The following is a 14,900-nucleotide window of genomic DNA, read 5'->3' as shown; positions in this document are numbered from 1 at the left end:
GCCACGGACAAGGATGGGTGGATGATGCTGTTGCTGCAGGCAGCACCGCTGCTGCTGCTGGTGGGCCTGCTGCTGTCCGGCCGCGCCGGGCCGGTGCCGGCGGTGCTGGCCGCCCTGGCCGCGACGGTGCCGGCGGTGCTCGCCTCGCTGGATGGCCCGGCGCTGCCGTTCCTGGTGGCAGAAACGCTGCGCGGCGCCTTCCTGGCGGCGATGCCGATCGGCGTTGTCATCGGCGGGCTGCTGTTCCACGCCGCGGTCGCCGGACCCGCGGTGGAAGCGGGCGCGGGCGCCACGCCACGGCGCATCTTCGTCGCGACGCTGCTGATGGGCGCCTTCATGGAAAGCGTCACCGGCTTCGCGGTCGGCGCCGTCTTCGCGCTGTCCGCGCTGCGCGGCATGGGGCTGGCGGGCGCGCCCCTGGGTGCGATGGCGCTGCTGTCGCTGACCCTGGTGCCCTGGGGTGGGCTTGGTCCGGGCACCGCGCTGGGCGCGGCGCTGATCGGCCTGCCGGCGCAGGACGTGGCAGCGCTGACGGCCTGGCCGAACGCCGCGTGGCTGCTGCTGATGGGGCCGGTGCTGTGGCGGCTCTGCGCCGCCGCCGGCGTCGTGGTGCCGGCGGCTGAGAAGCTGGCGCAGATGGGCTTTCTGGCCGCCATCGCGGCGCTGCTGGTGGCGTGCCACGCGCTGGTCCCGTTCGAGGTCGTCGGCATCCTCGCCGCCGGCCTGCCGCTGCTGCTGGCGCTGTGGCGGCTGGACCCGCCGCGCGATGTGGCGGGCTGGCGCCGGGCCGGCCGTGCGCTGGCGCCCTATCTCGGTCTGACGGCGGCGCTGCTGCTAGCCCGCGCCTGGACTGGCGCGCCGGCCTTCCGGCCCTACACGGATCTGCCGGGCTTCCCGCTGACCCATGTGGCGGTGGTGCTGTGGCTGGTGGCCGGCGCCCTGCTGCTGCGGCATCCGCAGGGTGGCGCGCGGGCCCGGTCCGCCCTGCTACGCGCCCGCCGGCCGGCGCTGGCGATGCTGCTGTACGTCGTGCTGGCGCGCTGGATGACCGGGTCCGGCATTTCGGGCGCGCTGGCCGTCGCGGCGGCGGACAGCCTCGGCACGCTGGCGCCCTATGCGGTGCCGGTGCTGGGGCTCGCTTCCGGACTGGTCACCGGCAGCAATGTCGGCTCGAACGCCGCGCTGATGCCCGTACAGGCGGCGCTCGGCCACGCGGCGGGGCTGCCGCCGCTGCTCGCGCCGGCGGTGCACAACTTCGCAGGCGCCGCCGGCGCCGGCATGTCCTTCGCGGTTACCGCCCTGATCTGTGGGCTGCTGGCGGATGGCACGCGGCCGGCGCAGATCTGGCGGCTGCTGCTGCCGTCCCTGCTGGGCGTGATGCTGGTCGGCTGGCTCAGCGTGGCGCTGCTGGGCTGAGCGCGGCGCGGCCGGCCGTCGTCGCCACCACGAACAGGCCGCCATCCCGCGCCTCGCAGGCCAGAAGGCCGCGATCCGTCGCATCCTCCCACACTGGAAGCCTCGGGCAGGAGGTGCGCCAGCCTTCCATCACCTCGGCATAGGGGCGCGGTGCTGCGGCGATCCAGGCGACGAGGTCGAGGATCAGTTTTTCCTTGGGGTCCATGGCAGGTCCTCCGGTTCAGGGAAACATCAGCAGCCAGGTGCCCTGGGCCAGGTAGAAAGCCGCGATGCCGGTGACCAGCCGCCCGGCCCAGAGCCGATACTGCCGTTCCGTCAACGCCGCCAGCAACGGCCGCGCGAGCAGCGTGCCGAGCATGGAGGCCAGCACCGCGCCGCCCGCCAGCAGCGGCTCCAGCGTCGCGGCCTCCGCCACCAGCCCGCCGAAATAGAGCAGCTTCAGCGCATGGCCCTGCACCTGGCAGACCGCCTTGGTGGCGACGATGCCATGCCGGTCCAGCCGGCCGCCGAGGAAGAAGCTGTCCAGCAGCGGACCGGCGACGCCGGTCAGCAGCATCAGCGACATGCTGGCCACGCCGCTGGCCACTCCGTGCGCGGGCCGTTCCGGGTCGGCCCGGGTGCCGGATGGCAGCAGCTTGAGAAGAAACGGGCTGAGCCCCAGCGCGATCAGTGCCACCGGCTTGTCCGGCACGAACAACACCAGCGACCAGGCGCCCAGCGCCAGCAGGCAGCCCGCGGCGTAGGCCGCGACGATGCGCCAGCGCGCGTGTCGCATCAGGAAGGCGGCGCGCCAGGCGTTGGAGGCGATCTGCGTCAGGGCGTGCAGCGCCATTGCCGCCGGCAGAGGCAGCAGCACCAGCAGTACGCCGACCAGCACCAGCCCGCCCGCCATGCCGAAGATGCCGGACAGCAGCGAGGTCGCCACCATCACCGTCCACAGCAGCAACACTGTTCCGAGCGTCATGCCGGGTCGCCTCCGCCCGCTTCATTGCGCCCGCCGCGCACCGGACACAAACTGCGTTTCCTGAGCCTGGCCTGAGTTTTCCTGATGGTGCAGCCGCCCTTCCTGAACGGCATCCGGGCCTTCGATGCGGCCGCCCGCGGCGGCAGCTTCGTGGCCGCGGCCGCCGCCCTGCATGTCACGCCCGCCGCCGTGAGCCGGCTGGTCAAGCTGCTGGAGGAGCGCATGGGGGTGGCGCTGTTCGTCCGGCGGGCCAACCGGCTGGAGTTGACCGAGGCGGGTCTTGCCTATCGCGATGGCCTCGCCCCCCTGCTCGATGCCCTGGCGCGGCTGACCGAGCAGGTGGCCGAACAGGCCGGCGGCGGCGCGCTGACGATCGGTGTCGGGCCCACCTTCGCCATCCGCTGGCTGATCCCACGGCTCGCCGACCTGCAACGCCGCGAACCCGGCCTGGAGGTCCGCATCACCACCGGCGGCGCCGCAGTGGCGTTCTCGGATCGCTGGACCTGCGGCATCCGCCTGGGCGACGGGAACTGGCCCGGGCTGGACGCGGTGCGGCTGTTCGGCGCCGACCTGCTGCCGGTCTGCACCCCGACCCTGGCGGCAAGCCTGGCCCAGCCCGCCGCGCTGGCCAGGGCGACGCTGCTGCGCGTCGGCCATGCGCCGGAGGATTGGCCGCGCTGGCTGTCGGCGGCCGGAGTCGCGGATGTCCAGGCACAGGGCCCGGTGTTCGAATTCTACGGCCAGGCGCAGCAGGCGGCCGCCGATGGGCTGGGCGTGGCCATGGGCATCCGGCCCTACATCGACGACGACCTCGCCGCCGGACGGCTGGTGGCGCCCTTCCCCCTGACGCTGCCCAAGGGCAGCGGCTGGTGGCTGGTGTATCGGGAGGCGCGGGCACGGGAGGCCCCCTTCCGGAAGTTCCGCGACTGGCTGCTCCGGGCCCGAACCGGGTAGCGCCCGAAGCGGCCCCGCAACGGACCGGGTTGAAGCGCAACCCCCAACTCTTCTATACGACTTGCCTTAACGGGCGCCGCGAATGGCCGCCCGGATTGGGGAGACGCCTTTCACATGACCTTGTCCCGCCGCCTGGCCCTGGCTTCCGCACTGCTCGCCCCGCTGGCCCTGACCATCGGTACCGCACCGGCCGCGGCGCAGACGCAGTTCACCGTGCAGCACGCCCTGCCGCTGGACAGCCACACCGGCGCCGGCGCCGCCGCCTTCAAGGAAGCCTTCGAGCGCCTGACCAATGGCCGCTTCCGCGTGGTGCCGCAGCGCAACGACAACGAGCGCGAGATGATCGAGAGTGCCCAGATCGGCACCATCGAATGCCTGTTCACCTCCACCGGCCCGGTTGGCAACTTCGTCCCTGAGGTCCGCATCTTCGACGTGCCCTTCCTGTTCCGCGACACCGCCCATGCCCGCGGCGTGCTGGACAGTGAGATCGGCCAAGCCGTGCTGGCGCGCTTCCCGGCGCGCGGCCTGATGGGCGTGATCTGGACCGAGAACGGCTTCCGCCACCTGACCAATTCGCGGCGCGAGGTGAATGCACCGGCCGACCTGCGCGGCCTGAAGGTCCGCACCATGGAAAACCAGGTGCACATGCGCGCCTTCACCACGCTCGGCGCGCTGCCGACCCCGATGGCGTTCTCCGAACTGGTGCCGGCGCTGCAGCAGGGCACGGTGGATGGGCAGGAGAACCCGATCTCGGTGATCGTGGCGAACAACCTGAACCAGGTGCAGCGCTACATGACGTTGACCAACCACGTCTATTCGCCCTCCGTCATGATCTGCAACCCGGATGCGGTGAACCGCCTGAACGCCGCGGACCGTGCGCATTTCAACGAGGCCGCCCGCGCCGCGCAGAAGGCGAACCGGGACCGCGTGACGGCCGATGAGCAGTCCGGCGTCGCGACGCTGCGGAGCCGCGGCATGACGGTGGTGACGCAGGTGGATACCGCGGCCTTCCAAACCGCCCTCGCCCCGGCGTTCGCCGAGTGGGAGCGGACAATGGACGCCGCGACGCTGCGCCGCATCCGCGACTGGCGCGCCAACTGAGCCGCGCCTGACCGAGCCGCCTTGAAAGGGGCGCGGGCCTGTCCCGCGCCCTTCTTCGTGTCCGAGGGGACGTTCCGATGAATGCGATGAACCTGCTGCCCTTGCAGGTCACGGCCGCGGCGACGCTGCTGACGGTGGTGCTGGCGCTGTGGGCCGGAAGTGGCGCGGGCGACGTCGGCGGCCCCCGCGCGGCGCTGCGCAATGGCGTGCTGTGGGTCGACCGCTACGTCACCGGCCTCGCCACGCTGGTCGCGGCCGGCGCGCTGGTCATCGCCTTCGGCGCCGGGCTGTGGCAGGTGGTGGCGCGCTTCGCGACCGAGACGCCCTCCATCTGGTCGGAGGCGCTGGTCCGCACCGCGCTGATCTGGATGGCCTTCGTCGGCCTGGCGGTCGCGCTGCGCGCCGGCGCGGTGGTGTCCATCGACATGGCGCACCGCCTGTCCCGCGGCGCCATGCGGCGCGCGATCGAGGCTGCGTCGCTGGCCGGCACCCTGTCCCTGCTCGGCGTGATGTTCTGGTTTGGCTGGCTGATGGCCGGGCGAGTGAAATTCCAGGAGATGGCGGGGCTCGAGGTCTCGATGTCCTGGGGCTACGCCGCGATCCCGGTCGGCGCCGTGTTCGCCATGGTGGGCGCCGTCGCGCATTTCCTCGATCGGCGCGATAGCGAACTGGAGTCCGCCGTATGAGCCTCACCATGCTCACCGTCATGCTGGTGCTGTTCGCGCTCAGCGTGCCGGTCGCCATCGCGATTGGCGTCGCCGCCATCGTCGGCATCCAGGGTTTTACATCCTTCCCGCTGATCGTCGCGGCGCAGCAGTTGTTCGTCTCGCTGGACAAGTTCCCGCTGGCCGCCATCCCGTTCTTCATCCTGGCGGGCAACCTGATGGAGGTCGGCGGCATCTCCCGCCGCCTGGTGGAATTCGCACGCTCCATCGTCGGCGGCATCCAGGGTGGGCTGCCGGCGACCTGCGTCGTGACCTGCATGATCTTCGCGGCCGTCAGCGGCAGTTCCGTCGCCACCACCTTCGCCGTCGGCGCCATCATGATCCCGGCGCTGGTCCGCGCCGGCTATCCGGTGGCCTTCGCGGCGGCGTTGCAGGCGACGGCGGCGGAGCTCGGGGTCATCATCCCCCCATCCATCCCGATGATCCTGTATGGCGTGACGACGCAGACCAGCATTCCGGAGCTGTTCATGGCGGGCATCGGCCCGGGGCTGATGATCGGCGGCGCGTTGATCGCCACCGTGCTCATCTGGTGCCGCATCATGGGATGGGGCAAGCAGGACGGTGTCGGCCGCCTGTCCTTCCTGGTGGCGGGAAAGCAGGCCGGCTTCGCGTTGCTGATGCCGGTAGTGGTGCTGGGCGGCATCTATGGCGGCATCACCACGCCAACGGAAGCCAGCGTCATCGCCGTCGCCTATGCGATCATCGTCGGCATGTTCCTGCACCGCGAGATCACGCTGCGCGACCTGGTGCCGATCTTCCGCAAGTCGGTAATCAGCAGCAGCGTCATCCTGTTCATCATTGCCTGCGCGGCGGTGTTCTCCTGGCTGCTGAACCGGCAGGGCGTGCCGGATGCGGCGGCGGCTTGGCTGGTCGCGACCTTCGACAGTTCGGCAACCTACCTGCTTGCCGTGAACCTGTTCCTGTTCTTCATCGGCATGTTCGTGGAAACCGGCGCGTCCATCATCGTGCTGGCGCCGCTGCTGCAGGAAGCCGCGACGCGCTTCGGCGTGGATGGCGTGCATTTTGGCACCATCATGGTGGTGAATCTGGCGATGGGCATGATCACGCCGCCCTTCGGCGTGAACCTGTTCGCCGCGGCCCAGGTCGCCGGCACCAGCGTCGACAAGATGATGCGCTACCTGCCGGTGTTCATCGGCGTGATTTTCGGCTGCCTGTTGATCATCACCTATGTCCCGGCGATCGCCATGGCGCTGCCGAACCTGGTCTTCCGCTGATGGCTGGCGCCTTTGCTCCGCCTGTCGCGCTGCGCCATTTGCGGCGCGACTCGGTGCTGAAGGCCGTCATCCGCAAGGTCGGCCCCTGCACGCTGGAGGTTGCGGTGCGGGATCCGTATGAGGCGCTGGTCCGCGCCATCACCCACCAGCAGGTGCATGGCCGCGCGGCGGAGGCAATTCTCGGCCGCTTCATCGCGCTGTATCCGGGGCACGATTTCCCGCCGCCCGCACAGGTGCTGCTGACACCGGTGGAGGCGATGCGCGGCTGCGGGCTGTCGGGCAACAAGGTCGCCGCCATTCGCGACATCGCGGAAAAGGCGGTGGGCGGGCTCGTGCCCACCACCGAGGTCGCGGCGCGGCTATCGGACGAGGCGCTGATCGAGCGCCTCGTCGCCATCCGCGGCGTCGGCCGCTGGACGGTGGAGATGTTCCTTATCTTCACGCTGGGCCGGCCGGATGTGCTGCCCGTCGATGATTTCGGGGTGCGGGAGGGCTGGCGTGTTTCCGCCGGGCTGGAGGCGCAGCCGAAGCCGAAGGACCTCGCCGTGATCGGGGAGGCCTGGGCGCCGTGGCGGTCCGTCGCCGCCTGGTATCTTTGGCGGGCGGCGGATGCGGCGAAGCTCAAGCCGAAGGTGCCGAAGGCTGCATCGCCGCGATCAGCCCGGAAATCCGCTCCCGGAACTTGAAGAAGCCCTGCGTCGCCAGAGGCCAGCAGCGCTGGTCCCAGTCGCGGCGGATGATGTGCAGCGGCAGGCCGAGGCCGATCAGCGCATCGGCCGTCCAGCCGACCGGCGCCTGCGGCATCACCACCGGCAGGCCATGGCCGGCGGCCCATCCGGTGATGGCCTCCGCTGCCAGTTCATCGCCCTGTAGGCCGAGTTGCCGGCCGGCGCGGCCGAGGCCATCCGCCAGCGCCTGGCGGACGTGGCGGGCGACCAGTGGGGCGCAGCCGCGCGGCGAGCGGACTTCCGGCACTGCGATCCCGGCGAGGGCCGCAACCTGCAGGCCGGGTGGCAGCAGGCCTTCCGGATGCAAATCGTCCTCATGCAGCAGCAGCGCGACCGGGCCCGCCGGCATCGCGGACGCCGGTGGCAGGGGCCGGATCGGCGGCAGCGGCGGCGCCTCCAGCGGCAGCGGGTTCTCGTCGAGCTGCCCGGCCGGGTTGAACCGGCCGCCGGTGAAGCGGGCGATGTTCTCGGCCCGCGCCACGTAGGGCTTGCCCTGGGTCTGGATGCCCGCGACCCAGCGCCAGGACAACGTGTTGGAGGCCGCGTCGCCATCCAGCAGGTGGCGCAGGAAATGGTCCGCACCGAGCGTCCAGGGCAGCCTGAGCGTGAAGATCCAGATGCTGGCGAACCACATGCGGGCATGGTTGTGCAGCCAGCCCACCTCCCGCAGTTCCGTCGCCCAGGCATCGAAGCCTTCGATCCCGGTGCGGCCCGAGATCGCCGACTGGTAGCGTGCGCGCAGGGCCGCATCGGCGTCCAGCCGGGCCAGATCGGCGTCCAGCGCCGTGCGGTAATCCTGGTACAGCGCGGGCCGCAGTTCGAGAAAACCCTTCCAGTAGCTGCGCCAGAACACCTCCTGGATGAATTTCTGCGCGGCCGCCTCGCCATGCATCGCCAGCGCCGTGCCCACCACCTCGGCCTCCGTCACCAGCCGGTGGCGCAGCGCGGGCGAGAGGCGGGAGACGTCGCGGCGCCGGCCGGGGCCGGGGTCACTGTTGCGCCCCCGGGCGTAATCCGCTCCCATGCGCGGGGCGAAATCGGCCAGCAGCCGCAGTGCACCGGCTCGATCAGCCGGAAATTCCTCGTTCATCATGCCCGGGCAGATTGGCCGCCCGCGCCAGCCTGCAACCGGACCCACCGATGATGACCACGCGCCGCGCCCTGCTGACCACCCTCGGCGGGCTGACCGTTTTGGGCGGCGCTGCCGGGATGTACGGCTTCTGGATCGAGCCCGCCTACCGGCTGGCGATTGCCGAGTACCGCCTGAACCCGCCGAACTGGCCGGCCGGGCGGCCCATCACCATCGCAGCGCTCGCCGACCTGCACGCCAGCGAGCCGCAGATGCCGCTGGAGCGGGTGGCGGAAATCGTCGCCGCCACCAATGCGCTGAACCCGGACCTGGTGGTGCTGCTCGGCGATTATCGCGGCGGCGGCGGATTCGGCACGCCCGGCCTCCAACGGGGCATCCCCGTGGAGGAAACCACCGCCGTGCTGCGCGGCCTGCGCGCGCCACATGGCGTGCACGCCATCCTCGGCAATCATGACTGGTGGGACGACCCACAGGTGCAGCGCCTGCGCCGCGGCGTACCGCGCACCGCGCGGGTGCTGGCGGATGCCGGGATTTCCGTGCTGCACAATGCCGTCGTGAAGACGGGGTTCGGCGGCCGCGGCTTCTGGGTCGCCGGCAGCGGCAGCCTGTGGGCGTTCCGGCAGACCGATGACGGCCGCTTCCTCGGCGCCAACGACCTGGCCCGGACTCTCGGCGCGGTGCAGGACCAGGACCCGGTGATCCTGCTGTGCCATGAGCCGGATATCTTCCCGAGCGTCCCGGTGGGGCGGGTGGCCCTGACGTTATGCGGGCACACCCATGGCGGTCAGGTGCGGCTGGCGGGCTTCTCGCCCTACGTGCCGTCCCGCTACGGCAACCGCTACGCCTACGGGCATGTGGTGGAGGAGGCGAAGCACCTGGTGGTGTCCGGCGGCCTTGGCACCTCGATCCTGCCGGTGAGGGTCGGGGTGCCGCCGGAAATCACGCTGGTCCGGCTCGGCTACGGCTGAAGGAAGCGACGCACCGAGGCGAGGAAGGCCTGCGGATTCTCCGCGTGCAGCCAATGGCCGGCCTTGATGGATTCGCGGCGCGCCGCGGGGAACAGGCGCTGGAAGACGGGCCAATGCTCGGGCTGGATGTAGTCCGAGGTTTCGCCGGCCAGCACCAGGGTCGGTCCGTCATACCGGCCCGGCAGGTCCGGCCAGCCGCCGATGTCACCCAGGCCGGCGGCGATCTCCTCCAGCCCGATGCGCCAGCGCGGCGGGTCCTGATCGAAGGACAGGTTCTGCAGCAGGAAGGCGCGCAGCGGCGCGGCCGGCACAACGGGCGCCAGCGCCGCATCGGCCTGCCGCCGGGTCAGGCCGGGCGGCAGGTCCAGGGCGCGCATGGCGTGGAGGTAGGCGGTGAACTGCGGCGCCGGGTAGGTGACGGGTGCGATGTCCGCGACCAGCAGGCGGGAGACGCCCTCGGGTTCCGCCAGCGCCAGGGCCATGGCGACCTTGCCGCCCATGGAATGGCCGATGATGGCGGCGGGCCAGGCGCCCTCCGCCCGCAGCGTCTCCGCCACATCCGCGGCCATGGCGGCGTAGCCCACCTCCGCCCCGTGCGGGCTGTCGCCGTGATTGCGCAGATCGAGCGCCAGCACCCGGAAGCCATCCGCCGCCAGGGCCTTCTGCACCGTACCGAAATTCTGCCCGGCACCGAACAGCCCGTGCAGCAGCACCACCGGCGGACCCTCGCCCTGTTCGGTGACGACGAGCCTCATCCGCGGGCTGCCAGGATGACGGAGGCGAAGATCAGCCCGCCGCCGACCAGCACGTCCCACCCCAGCGGCTCGCCGAGCCATAGCGTGGAGACCAGCACGCCGAAGGCCGGCACCATCAGGAAGCCGACGGAAGCGACCGCGCCCGGCAGCTTGCGGCCGGCCTCGATCACGCACCAGGTGCCTATGGGGGCGGCGAACAGCCCGATGTAGAGCAGGTGCGGCCAGGAACTCAGCCCGACGCCCCCCTCGGGCTCCACGATCAGCGCCATCGGCGCCAGCATCAGCGCGCCGATGCCGAAGCACCAGGGCAGCAGGTCGAACATGGGCGTGCGCGGCGGCCATTTGCGGGAAGCGATGATGGCGATGGTCCAGAGCAGGCCGGCCAGCACCAGCATGAAGTGGCCGAGCAGCACGCTGCGGTCGGACCAATCCACGGACCAGGGCCCGATCAGCACCCCCGCCCCCGCCAGCCCCAGCCCTGCGGCAACCCAGCGCATGGTGGAGACCTTCTCCCCCAGCACCAGCACCGAAAGCGGGATGAGCCAGTAGGTCACCACGTTGGATAGCACCGCAGTGCGCCCGGCCGGCACCAACGCCACCGCCAGGTGCGTCAGCGCGAAGAAGCCGCCCAACTGGAACAGGCCGAGGAACAGCACGGCCGTGCGATCCTCCGCCGCCGGCAGCCGCAGCCGGCCGAGCGCCGCCAGCAGCATCGCGGCGCCCAGGGCGGCCAGTGCGGAGCGTCCGGTGCCGAACCACAGCGGCGATGCGTCCGCGAGCGCAGCCTTGGTGATGGGCCAGGCACCGCCGAACAGGATGACGGCTGCGAAAAGCAGCCGGAAGGCGGAAGCCATGGGCATTGCCGCTTAACCTAGACGTCCAGGCCGCGCCGGGACCAGCCCGCTGCGGCCACAGGACGCTGACATTTCACGTAGGGTCAATCTTTGGACACGCTCTGCAAGGCGGCGCGCATCTCCAGCGCCTGTTCCGCCCCTGCCGGCCGCGGCCGCAGATCGGCTTCCGTCACCAACGCCCCCTGCGGCACCGCCCGTGCCAGGGTCACGCCATGCGCCAGCCCGATCGGCACCGCACCAAGGGCGCTGGACCGGGTCGAGGGGATGCACTTGCCCCAGACGGTTGCGCCACCCTCCCCGTCCAGGGCCTCGCCGACCCGCAGATCCCGCTTGGCGATGGCGACGCAATCGGCGGCCCAGCGCTCCGAACAGCCGGTCGGCTCCCGGCGCAGCGCCGCGGAGGCGACGGAGACGCCGAGTTCGAGGCCGATGAAATGGTAGGGCCGCCACAGCGCGGCGTAACGCCCGGTGGAATCAGTGGCGACGCCGTATTCGGCGAAGCAGCGGCGGGCGTATTCGGTGTCGCCCTCGAACACCACATAGACACCCCAGCGGAGGTTGTCCGGGATCTCGGCGCCGTCGCGCGTGAGCGAGGACACCACCTCCACCACCCCCTTGCGGGCCAGGATGCCGCCCGCCTCGCGCGGTCGCAGCAGGTCCGGCAGCTGGCTGGTTCCAGCGGGCGGGAAGGCGAGCCCGTCCTCGGGCGGGGCGAGGCCGGTGGCATTGGCGATCGCCGCGGCCTCGATGCCGGACTTCGTGCCGTCAAGGAAGGAGTTGAACATGCGCGGATTCATCCCGCCCTCCCGCGCCTGATCTGCCGTCAGGCCATAGAAGTCCCACACGGTTTCGGGCGTGCTGGCGTGGTAGGCGGGCAGGTACTTGGTACCCTTGCCGGCGGCGACCACCTGGAAGCCGCCGGTGCGGATGGTGTCCACCAGCTCCGCCACCAGGGCCGGCTGGTCGCCATAGGCCATGGAATACACCACGCCCGCCGCCGCGGCCTCTCGCGCCAGGACCGGGCCGGCCAGCACGTCGGCCTCGACATTCACCATCACCACATGCTTCCCGTTGCGGATGGCGTGGCGGGCGTGGCGCAGGCCGGCGGCCGGGTCGCCGGTGGCCTCCACCACCACCTCGACATGCGGATCGCCGATCAGCGCCAGGCTGTCCTCGGTCAGCCAGGTAGCGCCGGTGCGGGCGGCGGTCGCGGCATCGGGCGCGGCGCCGGCTTCCTCCGGCCAGTGGATGCGGGCGAGGTTGGCGCGGATGCGCGGGATGGACAGGTCGGCGATGCCGAGCACGTGCAGCCCCGGCGTGCGCGGCGCCTGGTGCAGGAACATGGAGCCGAACTTGCCGGCGCCGATCACGGCGACCCGCACCGGGCGGCCCTGGGCCTGGCGCTGCAGCAGCAGGCGATGGAGGTTCATGGCAACGGCCTCAGGGTTGGTACCAGGGGCGAGGGCGGGAGCCCGGCAGCGGGAAGGCGGTTCCGGGCCGGCGGGCCAGCAGCAGCGTGCCGGCCAGCGCCAGCAGCACCGCCGCCCCCTGCCCCGCCCGCCGCCAGCCGCGGTCCCTGAGCCGGGTGGAGGCCGCGAGCAGTAGCAGTGCCGCGGCGAAGATCGCCCAGAGACTCACCCGACCGTCAGCATGATCTTGCCGATATGCGCGCTGCTTTCCATCAGGCGGTGTGCCTCCGCAGCCTGGGCCAGCGGGAAGGTGCGGAAGATGCGCGGCTGGGCGCGGCCGGCTTCCAGCATCGGCCACACCTTGGCCTCCAGCGCTTCCGCGATCTCACCCTTCTGAGCGGTGGTGCGTGGGCGCATGGTGCTGCCGGTGACGGTCAGGCGCTTCACCATGATCGGGCGCAGGTCGACCTTCTCCGCCTCATGCCCGTTCAGGAAGGCGATCATCACCAGCCTTCCATCCAGCTTCAGGCTGCGGATGTTCTTCGCGAAATACGGCGCGCCGACCATGTCCAGCACCACGTCGACCCCCTTGCCGCCGGTCAGCTCCTTGATGCGGGCGGCGAAATCCTCGGCGCGGTAGTCGATGGCGGCGTCGGCGCCGAGCTCCAGGCAGGCCGCCACCTTCTCCGGGCTGCCGGCGGTGGCATAGACCGTCGCGCCGAAGGCCTTGGCCAGCTGGATGGCGGTGACGCCGATGCCGGAGGTGCCGCCATGCACCAGCACGGATTCGCCCGCGGCCAGCCTTCCATGGCCGAACAGGTTGGCCCAGACGGTGAAGTAGGTCTCCGGCAGCGCCGCGGCACGCAGCGCGTCGAAGCCCTTGGGCCAGGGCAGCGTCTGGGCCTCCGGCGCCGTGCAGTACTCGGCATAGGCGCCGCCATTGGTCAGGGCGCAGACCTTGTCACCCGGCTTGTAGCGCCGCACCGCCTCGCCCACGGCCACCACCTCCCCGGCGCATTCCAGGCCGATCAGCGGGCTGGCGCCGGGCGGCGGCGGATAGCTGCCGGAACGCTGCGCCACGTCCGGGCGGTTGACGCCGATGGCCTGCGTCCGGATCAGGACCTCGTCCGGCTTCGGCGCCGGCACCGGGCCCCGGCCCACCACCAGAACCTCCGGACCGCCGCCCTGGCCGTGGTCGATCTGGGTCATCTCGGCGGGCAGGCTGGACATGGCGGGCTCCTTGCACTTGGCGCCCGAGGGACCACGCGGCGGCGGCGCGCGTCAAGGCCGGCGGCCGAGGCGGAACGGGGTTGTGCGTGCGGCCTGCCACGTGGGAAACTTTACGCGGCAGCCCGAAGGAGGCGCGCAGGATGCAGGGATTCGGGCGCCGCGCCCTGGGCGGGCTCGCTGGTTTCGCCCTGGCCGCGCATTTCGGCGAGGCACTGGCGCAGGCCCCGGCGCCGGAAGTCCGGCTTGGCGCGATCTTCCCCTTGTCCGGCCCGCTCGCCCTGTTCGGCGACGAGTGCTTCCGCGGCGTCGAACTGGCGGTGGAGGAGCGCAATGCCGCCGGCGGCGTGTCCGGCCGCACGCTGCGCCTGTTGGGCGCCGATGCACCGGATGAGGCAACCGCCACCAACGAGGCAAGGCGGCTGACGCGCGGGGACGGTCGCGTCGCGGCGCTGCTCGGCAGCTTCGGCACGTCCATCGCCCTGCCGGCGTCCCAGGTCGCGGAACTTGCCGGCGTGCCGTTCATCGAACTGGCGGCACTCGGCGATGCGGTGACCGAACGCGGATTCCGCTGGGTGTTCCGGATCTCCCCCAGCGCCACGGACTACGCCGCGACGGCGGTGGCGGGCGTGGCGCTGCTGGCGCAGGCCATCGGGCGGCCGCCGCAATCGATGCGGCTGGCGATCGCGCATGAGGATGCGCCGGCGTCGCAATCCGTCGGCGCGGCGCAGCAGGGCGCCATCGCGGCGCTCGGCTTCACCCAGGTGCAGCGCGCCGCCTATGCCCCGCGGCCCACCGACCTCAACGGCCTGGTGCAGCGGCTGCGCGGGGTGGATGCGGAAGTGGTGCTGCACACCGGCGCGCCAGGCGACGAGGCGCTGCTGTTCCGCGCCATGGCGGAAGTCGGCTGGCGACCCCGCATGGTGATCGGCACCGCCAATGGCTACGGCCTGGTCGAGACCGGCCGCAGCATCGGCCCCGGCCTGACCGGGACAATGAGCGCGGACCTGACGCCTTCCGGGGTGAATGAACGCATGGCCGGTGGCGCCCGAGCCTTCGCCGAGGCGTATCTGCGCCGCTACGGCGCCGAGCCCCGGTCCGGCCACGGGCTCGCCACCTTCACCGGCACGCGGGTGGTGCTGGATGCGATGGCGCGCGCCGGCGGCACGGAGGCGGCGCGTGCCGGAGGTACGGAGGCGGAGCGCATCCGCACCGCGATCCTGGCCACCGACATCGCCGAGGGCGCAACCGCCTGCGGCTGGGGCGTGCGGTTCGACGAGCGCGGCCAGAACCAGCGCGCCCGCCCCTTCCTGTGCCAGTGGCAGCCCGCGCCACCGCAGCCCGGCAACCCGGCCGGGCTGCGCCAGGTGGTGATCGCCCCGGCCGATGCGGCGATCGCGGATGCGATCACGCGGCTCGGCGCCTGAGGTCCGGCCACACCACGTCCGCCAGCGTCTGGCGTTGGCCGCGCTGC

At 71.8% G+C, this 14,900-nt stretch carries 16 protein-coding genes; 8 read left to right on the top strand and 8 right to left on the bottom strand.

Annotated features, from left to right (window positions below):
• Positions 1-21 precede the first annotated feature (21 nt).
• Complete coding sequence (locus ACLF3G_RS26940; RefSeq protein WP_430672475.1) at positions 22-1,416, top strand: L-lactate permease; 1,395 nt, start codon at positions 22-24, stop codon at positions 1,414-1,416.
• On the opposite strand, the gene ACLF3G_RS26935 is transcribed toward ACLF3G_RS26940, so the two are convergent.
• A complete protein-coding gene (locus ACLF3G_RS26935; protein WP_430672474.1) occupies positions 1,394-1,621 on the bottom strand; it encodes a hypothetical protein in 228 nt (75 codons plus the stop codon). The two genes, ACLF3G_RS26940 and ACLF3G_RS26935, sit on opposite strands and share 23 nt — an antisense overlap.
• A 15-nt stretch (positions 1,622-1,636) precedes the next feature.
• Positions 1,637-2,380: a TSUP family transporter gene (locus ACLF3G_RS26930; protein ID WP_430672473.1), complete on the bottom strand. Its 744-nt coding sequence runs from the start codon at positions 2,378-2,380 to the stop codon at positions 1,637-1,639.
• 84 nt (positions 2,381-2,464) lie between these two features.
• Here ACLF3G_RS26930 and ACLF3G_RS26925 point away from each other — a divergent pair, with 84 nt between their 5' ends.
• From ACLF3G_RS26925 to ACLF3G_RS26905, 5 genes are all read left to right on the top strand, one after another.
• Positions 2,465-3,334 carry a LysR substrate-binding domain-containing protein gene (locus ACLF3G_RS26925; RefSeq protein WP_430672472.1) on the top strand — a complete coding sequence of 290 codons (870 nt, stop codon included), beginning with the start codon at positions 2,465-2,467 and terminating at the stop codon, positions 3,332-3,334.
• Positions 3,335-3,448: 114 nt separating this feature from the next.
• A complete protein-coding gene (locus ACLF3G_RS26920; protein WP_430672471.1) occupies positions 3,449-4,435 on the top strand; it encodes a DctP family TRAP transporter solute-binding subunit in 987 nt (328 codons plus the stop codon).
• 77 nt (positions 4,436-4,512) lie between these two features.
• Positions 4,513-5,121 carry a TRAP transporter small permease gene (locus ACLF3G_RS26915; protein WP_430672470.1) on the top strand — a complete coding sequence of 203 codons (609 nt, stop codon included), beginning with the start codon at positions 4,513-4,515 and terminating at the stop codon, positions 5,119-5,121.
• Positions 5,118-6,395: a TRAP transporter large permease gene (locus tag ACLF3G_RS26910; RefSeq protein ID WP_430672469.1), complete on the top strand. Its 1,278-nt coding sequence runs from the start codon at positions 5,118-5,120 to the stop codon at positions 6,393-6,395. Before ACLF3G_RS26915 ends, ACLF3G_RS26910 begins: the two co-directional genes overlap by 4 nt.
• On the top strand, positions 6,395-7,081 hold the full coding sequence (locus ACLF3G_RS26905; RefSeq protein WP_430672468.1) for a DNA-3-methyladenine glycosylase family protein: 687 nt from the start codon (positions 6,395-6,397) through the stop codon (positions 7,079-7,081). Before ACLF3G_RS26910 ends, ACLF3G_RS26905 begins: the two co-directional genes overlap by 1 nt.
• Here the strand turns inward: ACLF3G_RS26905 and ACLF3G_RS26900 are convergent.
• A complete protein-coding gene (locus ACLF3G_RS26900; protein WP_430672467.1) occupies positions 7,017-8,216 on the bottom strand; it encodes an FAD-binding domain-containing protein in 1,200 nt (399 codons plus the stop codon). The two genes, ACLF3G_RS26905 and ACLF3G_RS26900, sit on opposite strands and share 65 nt — an antisense overlap.
• A gap of 47 nt (positions 8,217-8,263) precedes the next feature.
• Between ACLF3G_RS26900 and ACLF3G_RS26895 the strand changes: the two genes are divergently transcribed.
• Positions 8,264-9,181: a metallophosphoesterase gene (locus ACLF3G_RS26895; RefSeq protein ID WP_430672466.1), complete on the top strand. Its 918-nt coding sequence runs from the start codon at positions 8,264-8,266 to the stop codon at positions 9,179-9,181.
• Here ACLF3G_RS26895 and ACLF3G_RS26890 read toward each other — a convergent pair.
• The 5 genes from ACLF3G_RS26890 to ACLF3G_RS26870 all read right to left on the bottom strand — a co-directional run bounded on the left by ACLF3G_RS26890 (position 9,172) and on the right by ACLF3G_RS26870 (position 13,429).
• Complete coding sequence (locus ACLF3G_RS26890) at positions 9,172-9,936, bottom strand: alpha/beta fold hydrolase (protein WP_430672465.1); 765 nt, start codon at positions 9,934-9,936, stop codon at positions 9,172-9,174. The genes ACLF3G_RS26895 and ACLF3G_RS26890 overlap by 10 nt on opposite strands.
• The gene (locus tag ACLF3G_RS26885; RefSeq protein ID WP_430672464.1) at positions 9,933-10,790 is read right to left on the bottom strand and encodes a DMT family transporter; all 858 of its coding nucleotides are present in this window, start codon (positions 10,788-10,790) and stop codon (positions 9,933-9,935) included. The genes ACLF3G_RS26890 and ACLF3G_RS26885 overlap by 4 nt, the downstream gene beginning before the upstream one ends.
• Before the next feature lie 83 nt (positions 10,791-10,873).
• Complete coding sequence (locus ACLF3G_RS26880; RefSeq protein WP_430672463.1) at positions 10,874-12,220, bottom strand: NAD(P)H-dependent oxidoreductase; 1,347 nt, start codon at positions 12,218-12,220, stop codon at positions 10,874-10,876.
• 10 nt (positions 12,221-12,230) lie between these two features.
• Entirely contained in the window at positions 12,231-12,428 is a 198-nt protein-coding gene (locus ACLF3G_RS26875; RefSeq protein WP_430672462.1) for a hypothetical protein, read from the bottom strand.
• Entirely contained in the window at positions 12,425-13,429 is a 1,005-nt protein-coding gene (locus tag ACLF3G_RS26870) for an NAD(P)H-quinone oxidoreductase (RefSeq protein WP_430672461.1), read from the bottom strand. The genes ACLF3G_RS26875 and ACLF3G_RS26870 overlap by 4 nt, the downstream gene beginning before the upstream one ends.
• A gap of 140 nt (positions 13,430-13,569) precedes the next feature.
• Between ACLF3G_RS26870 and ACLF3G_RS26865 the strand changes: the two genes are divergently transcribed.
• A complete protein-coding gene (locus ACLF3G_RS26865) occupies positions 13,570-14,853 on the top strand; it encodes an ABC transporter substrate-binding protein (protein WP_430672460.1) in 1,284 nt (427 codons plus the stop codon).
• The last annotated feature ends 47 nt before the right edge of the window (positions 14,854-14,900 follow it).

It is taken from the genome of Falsiroseomonas sp. HC035 (assembly GCF_050563525.1).
In the GTDB taxonomy this organism is placed as follows: domain Bacteria; phylum Pseudomonadota; class Alphaproteobacteria; order Acetobacterales; family Acetobacteraceae; genus Falsiroseomonas.
This window is presented reverse-complemented; position numbering and strand designations above follow the sequence as displayed.